Source organism: Candidatus Arthromitus sp. SFB-rat-Yit, from assembly GCF_000283555.1.
Taxonomy (GTDB): Bacteria; Bacillota; Clostridia; order Clostridiales; family Clostridiaceae; genus Dwaynesavagella.
Window position 1 is genome coordinate 948,186 of sequence record NC_016012.1, and the last position, 17,225, is coordinate 965,410.

Consider the following 17,225-nt stretch of genomic DNA (forward strand, 5'->3'; position numbering starts at 1 on the left):
TATATGCCATTAGACGGAATTTTTCTATATTCATTAATTGAAGAACTAAGACCTAAAATAATAAATGGTAAGATTAGGAAAATTAATCAGTTTGATAAATATAGTTTTGTTTTTAACGTTAGGTGCAGTGGTGAAAACCAAAATTTATTGATAAGTGCGAATTCCAAATATAATTCAATAAACCTAACTAACCAAAAACATGAAACACCAAAATCAAATTTTATGTTTTCAACTATTTTGAAAAAATACATATTAAATGGAACAATCAAAGATATTTCCCAAATAGAAAATGATCGAATTTTAAAATTATATATAGAAAACAGAAATGAACTTGGAAATGTAAAGGAATTTGAACTTATAATTGAGCTAATGGGCAAACATAGTAATGTTTCACTTGTTGAAAAAGATACTCAAAAAGTTTTAGATTCTATAAAACATCTTTCATTAAATAATAATTCTTACAGAACTCTTATACCGAATTCAATTTATAAATATCCACCAAAAGATGATTTAAAATTAAATCCAATGGATTTCACAATACAAAACTTTAAAAAAATATTAAATATCATAGAAAACGAACCGTCAATGTATTCAAAAATATTTCAAGGAGTTTCACCCCAACTATCAAAATTCATATTTGAATTAATCTCAAATGAATCCTTTGATAAAAAATTTGAAATTCTAAGTGAAATATTTAAAAACATAAAACTCAATCCAACTCTATATAAAGTAAATAATACATATAAAGATTTTTATAGTTTTGACATCAATATAAGCAATGATAAAATCACAAAACAAAACTTAAACGAATTAATAGATGATTTTATTATAAACAAAAATATATCTGACGATATAAATGGAAAACTCACAAATATCAAAAAGATTATAAACTCTATCATACAAAAATCTTCTAAAAAAATCTCAATTTTTAAAAATGAAATTAAAAACAGTGAGGATAAATATAAATTTAAACTTTATGGTGATCTAATTTCTTCAAATATCTACATGCTAAAAGGTAAAGAAGATCACATAATGGTTCAAAATTATTTCAGTGAAAATCTGGAAGAAATTAAAATTCCATTAAATCCTAAAATGACTCCATCGCAAAATATAGAGTATTATTATAAAAAATTTAAAAAGCTGAAGAAATCTGAAGAAATAAATTTAATTAACATTTCATCCTGTGAAAAAGAAATAGATTATTTAAACTCTGTACTTCTTAACTTAAACAACGCACAAAGCATTAATGACATTGATGATATAAGAATTGAGCTTGGAGAAAGTGGCTATTTGAAAGTTATAAAAACAAAAAATAAAGATAGCATAATAAAATCATCTCCACACCATTATGTAACCTCGAATGGAATTTCAATTTTTGTAGGAAAAAATAATATACAAAATGAATCACTAACTTTTAAGATTGCAAAAAAAGACTACACATGGTTTCATGTTAAAAATATTGCAGGCAGCCATGTTATACTTGCACATAACAATCCAAATAACAAATTAATAGAAATAGCATCCATGTTAGCAGCATTTTACAGCAAATCATCTTCTTCCTCAAATGTTCCAGTAGATTATACAAAAGTTAAGAACGTAAAAAAAATGCCACACGCAAAACCTGGAATGGTCATTTATACATCATATAATACTGCTTATGTTACTCCCCCCACTAGTATAGATGAACTTAACTTAACAATAAAATCTTAGTTAATTTAATACATAAATAATAATTAAAATTCTAATAATATAAGTGTATTCTAAAATAAAAGGTGGTTTATATTATGGGAAGAAATGTTCAAGATCACGTAGATTCAAGTATAAATTCAATGCAAAACATAATAGATTCTCTACAAAAAGCTGAATGTAATTGTGAAAAAGAATCTAACAAAAAAGTTATAAGATCGGCAATAGAATCTATAAATTGTGCTTGTAATCATCTTTGTGATTACTGCGATTAAAACAAAAATCCTATGAAAATTATTCATAGGATTTTTTGCTATTTATTATGTGCAGGGGCTTTCTTATCTATAAATACTTGTTTTTCAATCCAAGTATTATCTTCATATGTTATATCAAAGGCTTTACCGAAACCTTTAACTAATCTTCCATTTAAAATAGTTATTTCGAAAAAGTCAAAATCCATTCCATACAATACTTCCATCATTCTCTTTCCATGTATTTCCTCAAACTTTTCTCTAATACAATCTGGAACTTCTTCAACTTTTTTTGCATTACCATTAAAACTTACTCTTTCTCTAGCAAATAAATTTTGAGATTTAGATTCATCAGCTACGACCATTAAGCTTATATTTCCATTCTCATCTATATTCTTATGATGATCTGCAATTCTACTTATATAAATATAAACTTTATTATCTACCATTATATAAGGTGAATAACTTATTTGTGGAAACCCTTCACTATTCAAAGATGAAATCATTATAGTTTTTTGTGAATTTAAAATTTCTTTCATTTAATTTTCCTCCAATATTTTAGGATTTATAATTACTAATTGGTATTATTATTGATTTATTTTTGTACTCACATATATGACAATTTATATCATATACCTCTCTTAAATTTTCACAATTTATAACTTCTTTAGGTTTACCATAATCAAAAACTTTGCCATCCTTCATTAATATAATTTTATCACTATATTGAATAGCTTGGTTCAAATCGTGTAAAACCATAACTATAGTTATACTTTTGCTAATATTTATATCTTTAATAAGTTCCATAAGCTCCAACTGATGTGATATATCCAAGTATGTTGTTGGTTCATCCAATAACAATAAATTTGGAGTTTGTGCAAGAGCCATAGATATCCAAACTCTTTGTCTTTCTCCACCAGATAAACTATTAATACTCGTATTCCTATATTTGAAAACTTTTGTGTATTTCATAGCTTGTTCCACTATTTCACAATCTATATTACTTTTCTTTTCATACCATCTCTTATGAGGTGACCTTCCATACTTAACTAACTGCTCTACTGTTATATCCCCTATTAAATCGTTATGCTGCGATAAAATAGCTACTTGTTTTGAAAAATCTTTTAAAGATTTCAAATAAATATTTTCATCCTCAAAATAAATATCCCCAGACAAAGGTTTAAGATATCTAGTTAAACAATTAAGAAGAGTAGATTTACCCGAACCATTAGGTCCTAAAATTGTTACAATTTCCCCTCTTTGTATCTCAATAGATAATTTTTCTATTATAACCTTGTCTTCATATCCAACTTTTAAATCTTTTACACTTAACAAAAATCACTACTCTCCTTTCTTTTTTCTTAATAAATATAGGAAAAATGGGGCTCCTAATAATGACATTATTATACCAACAGGTAATTCTATACTCCCTCCTATTACTCTAGATAATGTATCGGCTAAAAGTACAATTATCCCACCAAAAGAAATAGCTAAAGGTAAAGAATATTTATAATCATACCCAACTATCATTCTACAAATATGCGGTATTACAAGCCCAACAAATCCTATGATACCAACAATAGATGTGCATACTGCTGCTAAAAACACTCCAACTATAGATACAAATAATCTCAAATATGTAATATTGAATCCTAAATTTAAAATTGTTTTTTCTCCAAGAGCTAATATATTAGCTGGTTTTATACAAAACAAAGCCAATATTAGTCCAATAATCACATAAATACTCAAAAGCTTAAAATCAGACCACGTCTTCTGTGACAAACTCCCATTTAACCAAAGCAGTGCACTCTGTATTCTATCACTATAAAAAATTGTAAATATTGATATTATACTTCCAAACACAGCATTAACAGCAACACCAGATAATATAATTCTGCTAGGAGAAATCCCTCCATCTTTCCATGCTAATAAAAATACTAACATGCACGCTATAAGTCCACCCAAAAAAGATGCTATAGGTAAACCATAAGAAAATGAAGGAATAACCAAGAGTATTATAATTGCTACAACACTAGCTCCCGAAGATACTCCAGTTATTCCTGGATCTGCCAATGGATTTTTCATGACAGATTGTAAAAGCATACCTGAAACAGATAAACCAGCACCAACCAAAACAGCAATAAGATTTCTCGGTAGTCTAATTTCATAAACTATTACGTTTAATAAATTGTTTCCCTTACCAAAAAGTGATAACAAGATTTCTTTTAATTCAAACTTTACACTACCAAAGATACACAATACAAATGCCAAAATAAATAATACTACATATGAAATAACTATAATTGCTACTGATTTCTTTTTACTAACCATTAAATATTCTTCCAAGTTCAGTAAGTGCTTTATCAATATTAATATTTGCAGATGTACCAAATAAATTGGAATCTAAATTATAGATCTTGTTATTTTTTACAGCATCCAAATTCATCCAAGCTGGATTCTCTCCAAATAATTTTTCAAGTGACTTATTAGCCTCATCTATATTTCCATGTCCAAAAGTTAATATTAAATCTGGTTGATTTACTAGCAATTGCTCCAAATTTAAGTTAACATAATTGTTCACTGCTTGCACATCTGAATTGCTCGCCATTATCTCATTAACTATATTTTTTACTCCCAAAGCTTTAACCAAACTTCCAACATAAGAATCTTCCGTCGCAAGCATATTGCTTTCTGAAGTACCGGATATTATAGCAACTTTAAGATCTTTATTTACAGCACTTAAATTATTTAGTGGCTCTCTAAATCTTTCTACCAACTTACTTGCTTCTTTCTCTTTGTTTATCTTTTTCCCTAATTCTTCTATATCACGTAAAAATTTATCATAACTAGAAGTGTCAATATAGAATGTGTCAATTCCATATTGTTTTGCTGAATTTTCAATTTTATCCTTAAACAAATAATCGCCAATCAAAAGTTCTGTTCCAACAGATAGAACCTTTTCAAAATCTGGAGAAAAAGAACTACCTATTTCAGGAATATCAACATAAGTAGCTGGTAATTCTAACTTAGTTGTTGGTCTTCCAACTATCTTTTGATTAAGCTCAGATAGAACATGTGAAATCGCAACACTAGCTACTGATATTTTAATTTCTTTTTGTTGCTGATTAATTGACACATTGCTACTATTCGTATCATTTTCTTTAGATGCTTGTCCAACAGAACTACATCCAAGAAGCAAAAAGCTAACTAAAATGATACTCGATACTCTTTTAAATTTCATAAATATACTCCACTATTTTAATATTGATAATCAAAATCATTTATTTTATTTATAATTTTAGGAGCAACATAAATTATTGCCCCTTAAATCATTTATTAAAGTTTTCCAACCAAATCAATTCCTGGTTTTAATGTTTCACTTCCAGGTTTCCACTTAGCTGGGCAAACTTGATCACCATATTGTGCTACAAACTGGCTAGCTTGTAACTTACGAAGTAATTCTGAAGCATTTCTTCCAACATTACCAGCATTAACTTCATAACATACTATTTTACCTTCTGGGTTAAGGATGAAAGCTCCACGCTCAGCTAATCCATTTTCATCTATGTATACTTCAAAGTCTTTTGAAAGTACATGCGTTGGATCTGCAAGCATAACATATTTAATTTTTTTGATACTATCAGATGCATCATGCCAAGCTTTGTGAACAAAGTGAGTATCTGTAGAAACTGAATAAACTTCACAATTATTGCTTTTGAATTCTTCATAAAGATCTGATAAATCTTCTAATTCTGTAGGACATATAAATGTGAAATCTGCTGGATAAAAGAAAAATATACTCCACTTTCCTAAAACATCGCTCTTATTAATCGTTTTAAATTCACCATTACAAAATGCTTGAACACTAAAATCAGAAATTTCCTTATTTATCAATGACATAACACTAACTCCTTTTTAATTGATATTTATTATTATATCAGATTGAATATATATTGTAAATATTAATAATTAATATCATTTAATTATTATTTTAAAATGTCATTATAATTGTTCCAAATACAATCAATATTAATCCCATAAATGAAACCTTGCTTAATTTTTCTTTTAAGAATATACACGAGAATATTATAGAAACAACGATACTCAATTTGTCTATTGGAATTACTAAGCTTACAATTCCATTCTTTATTGAGTAATAATAACATAGCCATGATACTCCCGTGGAAATTCCTGAAAGTAGTATAAATCTTAATTCACGCTTATCAATTTTTGTAATTCCTTTGTATTCTTTTGTTACAAAAATAATAATCCAAGAAATTATAAGTATAACGATCGTTCTTATTAATGTTCCAAGATTTGAGTCTACATTATCTATACCAATTTTCCCAAGTACTGAAGTTAGCGATGCAAAAATCGACGAAAGAATTGCATATAAAATGTAAATGTTCTTCTTTTTGTTCTTATTTATTTGTTTCCTTTCAATCATCAAAATGGTCCCAATTGAAATAAAAATAATACCTATCAATTTAATTAATAAATTATCCGTTTCATTAAATAAAACTATAGCAAAAAGTATGCTTAACACTACACTTGACTTATCTATAACAACAACTTTATTTAAATCACCTATTGATAAAGCCTTGAAATAAAGTATCCAAGAAAACCCTGTCATGATGCCCGACAATAAAAGAAACACAAATGATCTCAACGTAATGTCCTTAATAGAGCTAAACGCTCCGCTTATAATAACTATCACTAATGAAAATATTACAATTATAATTGTTCTTATTGCCATTGCAACATTTGAATTTGTCTTTCTTATTCCACACTTTACAAGTATCGATGTTATACCTGCAAAGAATGCAGACACTATAGCCATAATAAACCACATTTTCAAAACCTCCACTGTTAATTTTAATACATAACAAAAAGAGTAACAAACTAAAACGTTCGTTACTCTTTATTGGATTTTATATATGACTCGATATATCTTATACGTTTTGATGCTCTTTTCCTCGATCTTTTCTTATAGAAAAAATTCATTATCTTAAAATTTAAATTTGCAGTGCCAGTCTTGCCTACAAACTCTTCTTTATATATAACATCAATATTTTCATCATCAATTTCATCAATAATATAACATATAGTATTAACTCCAGATGCCGATTTAAAATTTGCACTGTACATTTTGGGAGAAGCAAAATGTGTTATTACCACCTCAACCTCTCCTCTTCCTCCAAGTTTATTTTTAAGGTTCTTCGTATATTTAAAACCATTGCGTATATCACTAACAACCATTTTTTTGCCCATTGATTGCTCTATATCATAAATTACAGATTCCTCTATCTTACTAAAAAAATCTTTTGCACTTACATTAAGTCTTTCTTTTATCTCAATCATTTTTATCTAAAACCCATTATTATCATGTAATTCTTTAAACCAATATCCAGACTTCTTAATTGTTCTTTCTTGAGTATCAATATTAAGCTCTATTAATCCATATCTATTTTTATATGCATTTATCCAACTCCAACAATCTATAAATGTCCAAACTTGGTATCCGATACAATTACTTCCTTCACTAATTCCTTTATGAAGCCACATCAAATGTTCTTTGTAAAAATCTATTCTATAATCATCCTCAATGCGTCCATCTTTTTTAAAACGCTCTTCACCTTCTACTCCCATTCCGTTTTCAGTTACCATCCACTCAATATTACCGTAATTTTCTTTTATATTTATAGCAATATCATACAATCCTTTAGGATAAATTTCCCAACCCCTATATGGGTTCATTCTCCTACCTGGCATTACGTAATCATCAAAATAATATTGTGGGAAGAATGGTGAATCTGGGTTTGGCATATTCGCTTTTGCACAAACTCTAACTGGATGATAATAGTTAACTCCTAAAAAGTCTACTGTATTTTCCTTTATAATTTTCAAATCTTCATCTGTATATGTTGGCATCAAATCATGTTTTTTGATTATATCAACTAACTCCCTACTATACTCCCCTTTAACCGCTGGATCTAAGAAACTTTTGTTAGCAAATAGCTCAGCAATTCTTGAAGCCTCTACATCTTTTTCATTGTTACTTCTTGGATATGCCGGAGTAAGATTAAGTACTATTCCAATTTTCCCTTCCTGATTCAAGTTGTGATATTCTCTTATAGCAGATGCACTTGCAAGTGCTGTATGGTATGCAACTTGAACAGCAGCCTTTGGATCAACTTTGCATGGATAATGATAGCAAAGCAAGTATCCACATTCAACATGTACAATTGGTTCGTTAAATGTAAACCAATGTTTAACTATATCTCCATAGAGTTCAAAGCATTTTTTTGCATAATCTCTATAATGATCTACAACTTTTCTATTTTCCCATCCACCAATTTTTTGAAGTTCATATGGCATATCAAAATGAAACAAACAAACAAAAGGTTCTATTCCTTCTCTTTTGAGTTCCTCAAATACGTTTCGATAAAATTTTACAGCATCTTGATTTAAATCCCCATATCCATTTGGGAATAATCTAGACCAACTTATAGATGTTCTAAAAGAATTGTGACCTGTTTGTTTCAATAGTTGTATATCTGATTTATAATTTTTATAAAAAGTTGATGTGTCTTTTGGTCCAATGCCATCGAAAAATTTATACGACTCCTCCTCATACCAAATATCCCATATATCTTGTCCCTTTAGACCATCATCATGTGCACCTTCACTCTGAGTTGCACTAGTAGCACTACCATAATAAAAATTATTTGGAAACTTAATCATCTCTTTTTACCTCCGGATTTATTTTTTTTAAATAAAATTACTCCTAACAAAATAATTAACAATCCTCCAATGATCATTATCATAGGATTCGAGTTTCTTGGCGATAACATAATAAATAGCAATCCAATTGATATTAAAAACAAAATCCAAGCTGATTTTTCATCTTTCTTCATTTAATTACCTTAATTTCCTAAAAATTAAGAGTAGGGCTAGCCTACTCAATTAATTTGTTCATTTATCTTTAACTCTGTTTGCTAACAGAATGAATGGAGTCCATATACAAGTAGCTATAACAACATTCAATAATGCAACTCCAGCTGCTAAAATACTTCCACCTGTTGAAAAGAAAGCATATAACCCAACGGGCATTACCCAAGGTACTTGAATATATACAGGCGGAATAACTCCAATAGCTGTAAAAAAGTATGCAACCATTCCACAAATCGGCGGAACAATTAACCAAGGTATCAGGTAAACAGGATTTAAAACTATCGGCATACCAAATATTACAGGTTCATTTATATTGAACACTCCCATTGGTGCCGAAAGTTTTGCAACAGCTCTAGCGTCATCACGCTTTGAAAAAATAAAAATTGCAATTATCAATCCAAGAGTTATTCCTGATCCACCCATTTGTGCAAAGGCATCAATCGATCCTCTAGTCCACAAATATGGCATTCCTTGAGTTGTTCCATTTTGTGTAAAGTATTCTAAATTTTTAAGCAGTGCTGGAGTATAAACTCCTTCTATTATTGGAGCCATAACATTTGATCCATGCAATCCAAAGAACCATAATAGTTGTACTAGGAACAATATTATTATGACACTAAAGAAGCCTTGTGATAAAGATAAAAGTGGTTCTTGAACCCATTTTATTATTAAATCATTCGGATACAATCCTGTTGTTGAAATACAAATTTGTGTCAATATACCAAATGTGTACACAGTCACAACTCCTGGTATAATAGCAGCAAACGCATTACTTACTGCTGGTGGCACTGATTCTGGAAGTTTAATTGTAACTTTTTTAATCATCAATTTTATGTAAATCATTGATGATAAGAATCCTACTATAAGACAAGTAAACAATCCAGATGCACTAGTATAACCTTGACCTATATATCCCCAAGCACTAACTCCTTGAAGAACAACGTCATTATTACTATTTAAAGCTACATTAAGTCCCATATTCCTAAGAGCTTCTAAAGAAGATAAATTTACATTTGGCAATATAAAATCAAAAATAGCACTCTGGTTCATACATGTAACAACCGACGCAAAAGCTACAATACCCCCAGCAACTGGATTAACATTATATGAGCGTGCTAAATTATATCCAAAGGCAAACGTAAATACGATTCCTAAAATAACAATCGAACCAAAATAAACATTACCGTTAATACTTATAATTTGGGACATTGATTCCACGAATTTATTTCCAGGACCAAACCAAGTATTTGGAAGATCTCTCAAAAAAACATTCAGAAGTACAGCAATACTTCCAACCATTGTGATTGGCATTATTGCAACAAATCCGTCACGAATAGCAACTAAATGCTTTTGACTTCCAATTTTGGAAGCAAAAGGCATAAAGTACTTTTCCATCCATTTTAAAAATGCATTCATTACTTATATATCTCTCTCCCTGATAATAATATAACTTACTTACCAACTAGGCTTAAAGCTTGTTCTAAAACTTTTTCTCCATTCATAGTTCCATATGCTACCATATCTATAACAGCTACTGGTTTATCCCCTGCAATACCCTTCATCTTTGTTTCTAAGAATCTAACTTGAGGTCCCAAGAGCAAAACATCAGCTTTTGGCAAATTATCCGTTGCTTCAGATTCAGGAACAGCCCAAATTTCAGCTTCAATACCTTTTGATTTTGCTGAATCCTTCATTTTTGTAACCATCAAACTTGTTGACATACCTGCAGAACATACAAGTAAAATATTGATCATAATAAAACCTCCTAATTATCTCTTCATAAATATCAGATATTCAGAACAATATCATGTTTAAAACATTTAAGCAATCATTTAGCAAAATTTTATTTCAAATTTTGAAAACGTTTCATATTAATTTAATCATATTTATATAGACATGTCAATTTAAACATGTTATAAAATTACTTATATTTGATTTAAGGAAACTATCAATTTAAAACTAATGAATTTTACATCAAATTTAAATATATTTACATTTAATAATTCTAAAAAAACTTCAAACAGTTAAACAAACTTTCTTAAATAATATGTTCATCTAATAATCTTATATAATTTTAAAAATAAGGAGACATTTTAGATTATGAAAGCAATCAAAATTGTTACAATTGGTGGTGGAAGCAGTTACACCCCAGAATTAGTTGAAGGTTTTATAAAAAGATATAGCAACCTACCTGTAAAAGAATTATGGCTCGTTGATATAGAAGAAGGTCGAGAAAAATTAGAAATCGTTGGAAATCTTGCAAAACGTATGGTTAGAAAAGCAGGTATACCGATGGAAATAATTCTTAGTTACGATAGACGTAAAGCTCTAAAAGGTGCTGACTTCGTTACAACTCAAATGCGTGTTGGTAGATTACCTGCTCGTATACTAGATGAAAGAATTCCTTTAAGTCATGGAATGATTGGACAAGAAACAAATGGTGTTGGTGGAATGTTTAAAGCATTCAGAACAATCCCAGTTATACTCGAGATTATTAAAGATATAGAGGAAATTTGTCCTAATGCTTGGCTCATAAATTTCACAAATCCAACTGGAATAATTACAGAAGCAATTTTAAAATATACAAATTTCAAGAAAGCAATAGGTCTATGCAACGTTCCTGTTAATATGATTGAAGGATTTGCAAAAATACTTGGTGTCAATGAAAAAGACGTAACTATGGAAATACAAGGTACAAATCATTTCATATTTGCGACAGATATATTTGTAAATGGTAAATCAAGATTTCAGGAAGTTTTAGAAAAATACGCCTATTTGTCCGAAGAAGATTCAATACAAATGAAAAATTTCGTTTCCCTTCCCTACTCCCCATCATTTATAAAAGGTCTAAATGCAATACCTTGCCCATATCACAACTATTACTTCTTCACAAAAGAACAACTCGAAGAAGAACTTGAACAATTTAAAAAAGGCGAAGTTCGTGGAGAAGTTGTATATAAAACTGAAGAGGAATTATTTGCACTATATAATAAAGAAGAATTACAAGAAAAACCTGAACAATTATCTATGCGTGGTGGTGCTAAATATTCTGATGCTGCATGTAATCTGATTCAAAGTATTTACAATAACACAGGCGATATACAATATGTAAACGTAAAAAATAACGGTGCTATATCAGACATACCAAATGATTGTGCTGTTGAGATTGCTTGCAGGATAACGGCAGATGGTCCAAAGCCAATTGCAACAGGCAATTTAAAACTTCAAATAAGTGGATATATACAAATGATAAAATCATTTGAAAGAATGGTTGCTGATTGTGCTATAAGTGGAGATAGAAATCTTGCTGTTACTGCACTCAACATGAACCCACTTTGTCCTAGTGACACTATTGCAAACATTGTTATTGATGAGCTTATCGAAGCACACAAAGAATACTTACCACAATTCAAAAAAAAGATGTAGCTTAATGCTACATCTTAAACACATCATCCAAAATATTCCTCAAAAATTTCACAGCATCCACACAAACTTCTCTCCAATTTTCATTACCAACATACCAAAACTCACCATTAAACATTCTAACTCCCATTTCTCTAAGAAGTATCACATTCTCTTTGAATTCCGTATGACCACGCCCAAACTCTATTTCTCTATAATGGTTAGGTATCGTTTCCTTAAGGTGTGCTGCAAATATATGACCTTTTCCACTTTTTATATCATCATTAACACTATGATTATACAAAAGGCTCGCATTTTTAAGATTCCCAATATCTGGATAAACTCCAAGATATGGACTATTAATTATATTTACATAATGCATTGCCTTCTTAACTGTGTCCATAAAACTTGTTTCCATAGTTTCAAACCCAAGAATAACACCCTTAGTTGATGCAAGTTCTACGCATTTATATAAATTTTCTTCAAATATTTTTTCAGTTTCACTTGTTGATTCTTCATAATAAACATCATACCCAGCAAGCTGTATTATTCGAACTCCTAGATCACTTGCGATATTAATAGCTTTCTCCATTATATCAAGAGATTTTTTTTGTATTTCTTTATCCAAATGTCCTAAAGGGAATTTTCTATGAGCACTTAAACATATAGAGTTTATTTTTTGTCCACTCTCAAAAATATCATCTCTTAAAGACTTAATTTCATGAGAAGTCCATTCAAGTCTTTTTAATTTTTCATCAGTTTCATCAATGCTCATTTCCAAATAATCAAATCCAAATTCACGATTCAAAGTTAACTTATCAATCCAACTCAAATTTGATGGCATACTTTTTTCATACTGACCTAGCAAATAAGGTTTCATTTAAAATCACCCCTGTCCATAATAAGAGTTTGGTCCATGTTTCCTCTTAAAATGTTTATTTAAAAGTACTGTATCCATTTTTTCTAATTTATTACCTGTTAATTGATTACTCAAATATGCCATATTTGCACATTCTTCAAGTACAACAGCATTATGAACTGCATCAAAAGCATCTTTACCCCAAGAAAAAGGTCCATGACTTTTAACAAGCACAGAAGGAACATGGTTCGCATCTATATTTCTTGTATTAAAAGTTTCAACTATAACTTTTCCAGTTTCAGCTTCATACTCTCCATTTATCTCTTTTTCATTCATATCCCTTGTGCAAGGAATATCTCCATAAAAATAATCTGCATGAGTAGTTCCCAAAGCTATTATATCTCTTCCAGCTTGTGCCCAAGCCGTAGCATATCTCGAATGAGTATGAACAACACCTCCCACATCTTTAAAATTCTTATAAATTTCAATGTGAGTCATAAGGTCAGAACTAGGTTTTAAATTTCCTTCAATAACTTTACCATCCAAATCACAAACAACTATATCGCTTTCTTTCATAACCTCATAATCAACACCGCTAGGTTTTATTAAAACTAATCCAGTTTCCCTATCAATTGCAGAAACATTTCCCCAAGTCATAATTACAAGATTATATTTTGGCAATAATAAATTTGCCTCAAATACTTCTCTCTTTAAATTTTCTAACACAATAACCCCTCCTTAATCTTCAACAATATAAACAACAGCCTCATTTGCAGTGTGGTTTGCACTCAAAATCAAATCCCTATTACCTTCATTTACTAAATGCAGATTTGCAGGACCTACACCCTTGTCTATTATATTAGTAACAAATTTTCCATCAACATATTGAACATAAAATAACTCAGCATCTATACGTCTAACTCCTGCAATAAATGTTGGAACACCTCTCAAGGTTCCAGATGTAAGTGAATGTGCAAAATCAATTTCATTCTCATAAGTATAAACTTTTTTATACTCTCCATCTATCATCTTGTGAATATGAATTTTGTTTCCGTGAAATGCCTCTATTGTCATAATTTCCTTAACTCCATCATTATCAATATCGATTAAAGAAACCTCTCCAACCATTCCATCCATAACTTTCTCCACACTCCACTCACCTCCTAAATTTTTAGGTGGCTTAACCTTATAAAGACCATCATCACAACCAAAGTAACCGCAAACACTTCCATCTGAATCATAATCTCTAGAATATCCATGATTTCTGAACATTCCATCTCTTAAAACTTCAACTTTCAATTCTTCTTCTGGACTTTCTGGGAGAACTCCTACATAAATTTTCCCAGCACGACTCCAATCCTCTTTGTTATCTTTTAATTCAGCTATAGTTGCAACTATAAAATAATTCACATCTCCAACTCTATAAATATCAAATCTATGAATATATGGGATTTGTAAAATATCTTTATATTCCCACTTCCCATCAACAAGTTTTCCCCAAACAACCTTAGCAAGAGATGGTGAAACTTTCATATAAAATTCTTGAATTGCAAGGAACTCTTTTTCCTTATTTGGTATCGGGATAAGTGACATACATCCCCCTGCCTTTTTCCAAAGCTCGCAATCAAATTCAAAATTTTCTCCCTTAAAACTTTCACAAATAACATCAGGATCTTCACTTGCAAAAATGTAATGATTTACACCATCATAATTCATGCTACTAACTGCATAACATCTTTTGATATCATCTAACTTCTTTTTAGTAATCTTCATTTTAAACACTCCTTAACAATTTTCAGATACAAGAAAAGCTACCTTTACGGTAGCCTTAATTATTTTATACCAGCACCAAGTAAAGACTCTTCAATTTCCTTTACTGACATAACGTTTTTCAATCCAACAATTTTTGTTCCTTTTTTCTCTGCATCTTGAAACATTGGAACAAAGTTCTTAGAACATAATACGACGTCATATTGTGATGCTAATGATTTCCCTTCTGATATTGCACAATGGTAAATTGATTGAACATCTAAACCAATTTTTTTAACAACCTTCTCAACATTTAATTTTATCATCATACTAGTTCCTGCACCATTTCCACAACAAACTAGCAATTTTAATTTTCCTGCCATAATATACACCTCAATTATTTATTAGTCTTTTCTTTATAAGCTTCCCAATCTTCAACAATCAAGAAATAAGTATCTGGTCTTTTACGATATTGAAGCTGTGGAATAATAATTAGAATTAGAACAACTATAGCTATTCCAATATATCCAGCAAACTTCATAATAACTGTAAATATTGGCCATACAGTAGCCCAGTCAAACATTCCTATATATCCTCCAAATGCCGCAAGTCCAACCCATCCTGCAATAAGAGCTGAGCCAAATACTTGTATAAGTCCAGATATAAATGGAAATAACATCGCTGCTCTTATTCCTCCGCGGTTATCTGCATAAACAGCTATTACCGCATTATCAAAGAATAAAGGCACAAATCCCGCGATAATAAGCGTTGGAGATTTAATAAGTAAAAGGATTAAAATAGCCAAAAATTGTCCTAATGCTCCCATAATAAATCCAACAGTTACTGCATTAGAAGAACCAAATCCAAACACTGCAGCACAATCGATTCCTGGAACAGATCCTGGTAAGAATGAATTTGAAATTCCTTGGAAAGATTGAGTAAGTTCTGTTACAAACGTCCTAACTCCAAGTTGCAATATCGATAAATAAACTGCAAAGTTTAATGAAGTTGTTAATGTATAGAAGAAGAAATTATCACTCGCACTAAGGAATTGAGATTGAACTAAATAATCTTTTCCCAAAACTGCAAGTATAATTCCAAAGAACACGAACATTAAACATGAAGTCGCAACTATATTTTCATTAAATATTGATAAAAATCCTGGAAACTTTATGTCATCAAGTTTCTTACCGTCGGCTCTCTTAAGTTTCTCTGCGAGTTTTGAGAAAATAGCTATTCCAAACATTTGTTGGTGAGCTATACAAAACCCTCCACCATCAGTTAATTCTTGAGTAATCTCAACTGTTAAGTTTGAACCAACAGCCCAGTAAAGTCCCAATATAATTCCCATTGTTATAAGTATCCAAACATCATTTAAAAATGGGAAACAAAATAGTATAAGCCAAAAAGCAGTTGATGCCTGTTGTACTTGAACGTGACCTGTTGTAAATACCGCTCTCATTTTTGTATATTTTTTAAATTTAACCAACAATAAATTCATTATAAAAGCAATCAACAACAATATTAAAACATTAGAAAAAGTTCTACCAAAAACTGGTGACAAACCTGCATTTACAGCATTCTGTCCAAAATAAGGATCAATAACAGCTGCACTTAAATTAAATCTCTCTTTAAGTCCAACAAGAATTGGTCTAAAATTATTTACAAGTCCTGATGATCCAACCGATAAGATCATATATCCAACGGTAGCTTTTATAAAACCAGAAAATGCATCATATACAGGTTTTTTTAACAATAAATAACCAATTAAAACCATAAAACCTATAAGATAAGCTGGCTTAGTTAAAATATTGTTCGCAAAAAATTCCCAAATACCAATTAAAAATTCCATAATAATACTCCTATTTGTATTTATCTACAATTTTTCGGAACTCCTGTTCATTATCAGCCTCTAAAAGTTCTGATACCAATTCTTCATTTTCCAATACTTCCATTAAACCTTGTAAATTTTTAATGTGCTCCTCGTTATCCCGTATTGAAAGTGAAAAAAATAATCGTGCCTGCTTTTCACTATCATTGGGATCAAATATTACTGGTTTTTTCACTTTCATGAAAGCTATACTAGTTTCTTTACACCAATCTTCATTTACATTTGAATGGGGCATCGCTATATCTTTCATAAGAACGATATAAGGTCCATATTCTTCTACACTTTTAATAACAGCATCTACATAAAAATCGTTTACAATTCCATTTTTAAGAAACGGAACATAACTAGCTTTAATTGCTTCTCTCCAATCGTCAAAACTTTCATGAAATGAATAATAAGATTTATCTAATATTTTTTTTAGCACTAAAATCAT

20 protein-coding genes are annotated in these 17,225 nt (G+C 30.0%); 3 read left to right on the forward strand and 17 right to left on the reverse strand.

Translation table 11 applies throughout. The annotated features are described in order from the left end of the window. The first annotated feature begins 3 nt into the window (after positions 1-3). Positions 4-1,710, forward strand: coding sequence for an Rqc2 family fibronectin-binding protein (locus RATSFB_RS04505; RefSeq protein ID WP_014094863.1), 1,707 nt, complete (start codon positions 4-6; stop codon positions 1,708-1,710). A gap of 74 nt (positions 1,711-1,784) precedes the next feature. Continuing rightward, on the forward strand, positions 1,785-1,961 hold the full coding sequence (locus RATSFB_RS07400) for a hypothetical protein (protein WP_173362857.1): 177 nt from the start codon (positions 1,785-1,787) through the stop codon (positions 1,959-1,961). Between the two features lie 38 nt (positions 1,962-1,999). Here RATSFB_RS07400 and RATSFB_RS04510 read toward each other — a convergent pair whose 3' ends face one another. The 11 genes from RATSFB_RS04510 to RATSFB_RS04560 form a co-directional block, all read right to left on the reverse strand. Beyond that, a complete protein-coding gene (locus RATSFB_RS04510; protein WP_014094864.1) occupies positions 2,000-2,476 on the reverse strand; it encodes a HugZ family protein in 477 nt (158 codons plus the stop codon). Between the two features lie 19 nt (positions 2,477-2,495). Next, positions 2,496-3,272 carry an ABC transporter ATP-binding protein gene (locus tag RATSFB_RS04515; protein ID WP_014094865.1) on the reverse strand — a complete coding sequence of 259 codons (777 nt, stop codon included), beginning with the start codon at positions 3,270-3,272 and terminating at the stop codon, positions 2,496-2,498. Between the two features lie 6 nt (positions 3,273-3,278). After that, a complete protein-coding gene (locus RATSFB_RS04520) occupies positions 3,279-4,268 on the reverse strand; it encodes a FecCD family ABC transporter permease (protein WP_014094866.1) in 990 nt (329 codons plus the stop codon). Beyond that, complete coding sequence (locus RATSFB_RS04525) at positions 4,261-5,178, reverse strand: ABC transporter substrate-binding protein (protein ID WP_014094867.1); 918 nt, start codon at positions 5,176-5,178, stop codon at positions 4,261-4,263. The genes RATSFB_RS04520 and RATSFB_RS04525 overlap by 8 nt, the downstream gene beginning before the upstream one ends. A gap of 95 nt (positions 5,179-5,273) precedes the next feature. After that, positions 5,274-5,837: an alkyl hydroperoxide reductase subunit C gene (gene ahpC, locus RATSFB_RS04530; protein ID WP_014094868.1), complete on the reverse strand. Its 564-nt coding sequence runs from the start codon at positions 5,835-5,837 to the stop codon at positions 5,274-5,276. A 91-nt stretch (positions 5,838-5,928) separates the two neighbouring features. Further along, positions 5,929-6,789, reverse strand: a complete 861-nt coding sequence (locus RATSFB_RS04535; protein WP_014094869.1) for an EamA family transporter — start codon at positions 6,787-6,789, stop codon at positions 5,929-5,931. A gap of 62 nt (positions 6,790-6,851) precedes the next feature. Then, complete coding sequence (locus RATSFB_RS04540) at positions 6,852-7,298, reverse strand: DUF3284 domain-containing protein (protein WP_014094870.1); 447 nt, start codon at positions 7,296-7,298, stop codon at positions 6,852-6,854. A gap of 6 nt (positions 7,299-7,304) precedes the next feature. Next, positions 7,305-8,681: a glycoside hydrolase family 1 protein gene (locus tag RATSFB_RS04545; protein WP_014094871.1), complete on the reverse strand. Its 1,377-nt coding sequence runs from the start codon at positions 8,679-8,681 to the stop codon at positions 7,305-7,307. Further along, complete coding sequence (locus tag RATSFB_RS04550) at positions 8,678-8,854, reverse strand: LPXTG cell wall anchor domain-containing protein (protein ID WP_044035554.1); 177 nt, start codon at positions 8,852-8,854, stop codon at positions 8,678-8,680. Before RATSFB_RS04550 ends, RATSFB_RS04545 begins: the two co-directional genes overlap by 4 nt. A 58-nt stretch (positions 8,855-8,912) precedes the next feature. Beyond that, a complete protein-coding gene (locus RATSFB_RS04555) occupies positions 8,913-10,286 on the reverse strand; it encodes a PTS sugar transporter subunit IIC (RefSeq protein ID WP_242821383.1) in 1,374 nt (457 codons plus the stop codon). A 56-nt stretch (positions 10,287-10,342) separates the two neighbouring features. Beyond that, a complete protein-coding gene (locus RATSFB_RS04560) occupies positions 10,343-10,645 on the reverse strand; it encodes a PTS sugar transporter subunit IIB (RefSeq protein WP_014094873.1) in 303 nt (100 codons plus the stop codon). A gap of 346 nt (positions 10,646-10,991) precedes the next feature. Between RATSFB_RS04560 and RATSFB_RS04565 the strand changes: the two genes are divergently transcribed. Continuing rightward, positions 10,992-12,317, forward strand: coding sequence for a 6-phospho-beta-glucosidase (locus tag RATSFB_RS04565; protein WP_014094874.1), 1,326 nt, complete (start codon positions 10,992-10,994; stop codon positions 12,315-12,317). A gap of 7 nt (positions 12,318-12,324) precedes the next feature. Here RATSFB_RS04565 and RATSFB_RS04570 read toward each other — a convergent pair whose 3' ends face one another. The 6 genes from RATSFB_RS04570 to RATSFB_RS04595 are packed head-to-tail and all read right to left on the reverse strand — an operon-like array spanning position 12,325 to position 17,225. Continuing rightward, positions 12,325-13,173, reverse strand: coding sequence for an L-ribulose-5-phosphate 3-epimerase (locus RATSFB_RS04570; RefSeq protein WP_014094875.1), 849 nt, complete (start codon positions 13,171-13,173; stop codon positions 12,325-12,327). Positions 13,174-13,179: 6 nt separating this feature from the next. Further along, positions 13,180-13,878 (reverse strand): L-ribulose-5-phosphate 4-epimerase, encoded by a 699-nt coding sequence (locus RATSFB_RS04575; RefSeq protein ID WP_014094876.1) that lies wholly within the window; start codon positions 13,876-13,878, stop codon positions 13,180-13,182. 12 nt (positions 13,879-13,890) lie between these two features. Further along, positions 13,891-14,925, reverse strand: a complete 1,035-nt coding sequence (locus RATSFB_RS04580) for a hypothetical protein (RefSeq protein WP_014094877.1) — start codon at positions 14,923-14,925, stop codon at positions 13,891-13,893. 59 nt (positions 14,926-14,984) lie between these two features. Then, on the reverse strand, positions 14,985-15,284 hold the full coding sequence (locus RATSFB_RS04585; RefSeq protein ID WP_014094878.1) for a PTS sugar transporter subunit IIB: 300 nt from the start codon (positions 15,282-15,284) through the stop codon (positions 14,985-14,987). Positions 15,285-15,298: 14 nt separating this feature from the next. Then, on the reverse strand, positions 15,299-16,753 hold the full coding sequence (locus RATSFB_RS04590) for a PTS ascorbate transporter subunit IIC (protein WP_014094879.1): 1,455 nt from the start codon (positions 16,751-16,753) through the stop codon (positions 15,299-15,301). Positions 16,754-16,763: 10 nt separating this feature from the next. Then, on the reverse strand, positions 16,764-17,225 hold the full coding sequence (locus RATSFB_RS04595) for a PTS sugar transporter subunit IIA (protein ID WP_014094880.1): 462 nt from the start codon (positions 17,223-17,225) through the stop codon (positions 16,764-16,766).

Excerpts from the sequence above, each read along its gene's own strand:
- RATSFB_RS04595 (WP_014094880.1), bottom strand. The coding sequence starts at position 17,225 with ATGATTTTAGTGCTAAAAAAAATATTAGATAAATCTTATTATTCATTT.
- RATSFB_RS04555 (WP_242821383.1), bottom strand. The coding sequence starts at position 10,286 with ATGGAAAAGTACTTTATGCCTTTTGCTTCCAAAATTGGAAGTCAAAAG.
- RATSFB_RS04510 (WP_014094864.1), bottom strand. The coding sequence starts at position 2,476 with ATGAAAGAAATTTTAAATTCACAAAAAACTATAATGATTTCATCTTTG.
- ahpC (WP_014094868.1), bottom strand. The coding sequence starts at position 5,837 with ATGTCATTGATAAATAAGGAAATTTCTGATTTTAGTGTTCAAGCATTT.
- RATSFB_RS04585 (WP_014094878.1), bottom strand. The coding sequence starts at position 15,284 with ATGGCAGGAAAATTAAAATTGCTAGTTTGTTGTGGAAATGGTGCAGGA.
- RATSFB_RS04560 (WP_014094873.1), bottom strand. The coding sequence starts at position 10,645 with ATGATCAATATTTTACTTGTATGTTCTGCAGGTATGTCAACAAGTTTG.
- RATSFB_RS04580 (WP_014094877.1), bottom strand. The coding sequence starts at position 14,925 with ATGAAGATTACTAAAAAGAAGTTAGATGATATCAAAAGATGTTATGCA.
- RATSFB_RS07400 (WP_173362857.1), top strand. The coding sequence starts at position 1,785 with ATGGGAAGAAATGTTCAAGATCACGTAGATTCAAGTATAAATTCAATG.
- RATSFB_RS04540 (WP_014094870.1), bottom strand. The coding sequence starts at position 7,298 with ATGATTGAGATAAAAGAAAGACTTAATGTAAGTGCAAAAGATTTTTTT.
- RATSFB_RS04505 (WP_014094863.1), top strand. The coding sequence starts at position 4 with ATGCCATTAGACGGAATTTTTCTATATTCATTAATTGAAGAACTAAGA.
- RATSFB_RS04535 (WP_014094869.1), bottom strand. The coding sequence starts at position 6,789 with ATGTGGTTTATTATGGCTATAGTGTCTGCATTCTTTGCAGGTATAACA.
- RATSFB_RS04550 (WP_044035554.1), bottom strand. The coding sequence starts at position 8,854 with ATGAAGAAAGATGAAAAATCAGCTTGGATTTTGTTTTTAATATCAATT.
- RATSFB_RS04525 (WP_014094867.1), bottom strand. The coding sequence starts at position 5,178 with ATGAAATTTAAAAGAGTATCGAGTATCATTTTAGTTAGCTTTTTGCTT.
- RATSFB_RS04570 (WP_014094875.1), bottom strand. The coding sequence starts at position 13,173 with ATGAAACCTTATTTGCTAGGTCAGTATGAAAAAAGTATGCCATCAAAT.
- RATSFB_RS04545 (WP_014094871.1), bottom strand. The coding sequence starts at position 8,681 with ATGATTAAGTTTCCAAATAATTTTTATTATGGTAGTGCTACTAGTGCA.
- RATSFB_RS04590 (WP_014094879.1), bottom strand. The coding sequence starts at position 16,753 with ATGGAATTTTTAATTGGTATTTGGGAATTTTTTGCGAACAATATTTTA.
- RATSFB_RS04520 (WP_014094866.1), bottom strand. The coding sequence starts at position 4,268 with ATGGTTAGTAAAAAGAAATCAGTAGCAATTATAGTTATTTCATATGTA.
- RATSFB_RS04565 (WP_014094874.1), top strand. The coding sequence starts at position 10,992 with ATGAAAGCAATCAAAATTGTTACAATTGGTGGTGGAAGCAGTTACACC.